Annotated in this window: 1 protein-coding gene; it reads right to left on the bottom strand. The window is 42.4% G+C overall.

Going from position 1 to position 1,347, the window contains the following annotated elements:
- Positions 1 to 265: 265 nt before the first annotated feature.
- The gene (locus tag K1M91_RS21145; protein ID WP_232804238.1) at positions 266 to 622 is read right to left on the bottom strand and encodes a hypothetical protein; all 357 of its coding nucleotides are present in this window, start codon (positions 620 to 622) and stop codon (positions 266 to 268) included.
- Positions 623 to 1,347 lie beyond the last annotated feature (725 nt).

The following is a 1,347-nucleotide window of genomic DNA, read 5'->3' as shown; positions in this document are numbered from 1 at the left end:
AATTGGCAATATCAGTTTCAAGCTAACACCATCAAAACCCGCCATGTTTTATCAATAACACGGCTCGCAAAAGAGGTTATAAGGCGACGGGACCACCGAAGAAGTAGCGCGGATATAGAGTGGGCAATTTACGAATATATACGGGTGATCCATCAAACAGCGATGCTTAAATTATGAGGGGATCCGTCAGCGCCGCTATAAAAGGCGCGCGTTAGCGCGTCCAGTGGAGGCCGTTTTTTGGCCGGAACGATTTTTAATAGCTTTGTTAGGCATTTGGTTCGGGAAACATGATCTCATGATACTGTTTAGCAACCTCATCTTTTTGAAATATTTGAGGAATTACTTCTTTTGAATAAGTACCCCCCGCTTTAAAGGCCTCAGTGATCTTTTCTATTTTCTCTGATTCCAATTCTCTGACCGTTAACCTGCGAGTGACATCATCTATTTCACGAAACTTGTTTATAAAGTTCGATAATTCTTCGACAGGCAATTTGATCTCATAGCCCGCAGCTACCAATGGAGCCACAACGAGAGGGATACCTATCATTTCGGGTATTGAGCCTGCTCCTGTTTTTTCAGAACAGTACCCGAGGTAAGATTTCCAATACTCTTCAAGATTCATATTCATGATGCCTAACGCCCGCAGCTGCGGACGCCTTGTAGTGACGAAGGAACGGAAAGGCGCTCCGACAGACTGCGTTTGTTAAGTGTTTTCCCCTTGGACACTAGCGTATACCGATGCAAGGAATTCGTCTATTTCACTTTTGCTTACCAATATACGATATTCATTGAATACAGATTTTTCCGAAGAGATAAATATTGCATCAGCGTCGCATTGAGCATCAGAACGAAATGTGATGGAACCGATAATATCCTCTCCTTCGAACTCCGCTACCGAAAATGTGCTTCCTATTTTGTATTCATGCGATACCAATATCGGAGGCTTCGATAAAGCCACATTGCCAAGACTAGCCTTGCGATGCCATTGGATAAAATGGGAGACTAAACTTTCATCGTTTCTTATCGAGGCCGAACACGGTCTACAGCACTGCTTACCATTTACTTGAACCGCACACGTTTCACAAAGAAGCTCTGTGCAAAGATGACACTCTAAATCTCTCTTGCAACCGCTACATTTCTCTTCGTATATGGCACTCAACATAAATTTACCGATGACACTTAACGCCGCAATCTAGCGAATCCCCACAAAATATCTTTCGCTATCAAATACATAGAAACGAATCTCGTTGTGTGATCTAATTAATTTCGTCAAAAACAAACCAGATTACAACGAGATGCGTGAACTTAATATCATACACCAACAGCTACAAAATCAATGCCCTTTCA

It is taken from the genome of Motilimonas sp. E26 (assembly GCF_021278025.1).
GTDB lineage: Bacteria > Pseudomonadota > Gammaproteobacteria > Enterobacterales > CBDFNC01 > Motilimonas.
Note: the sequence above shows the minus strand (reverse complement) of the source record. Positions and strands in the feature narration are given on the sequence as shown.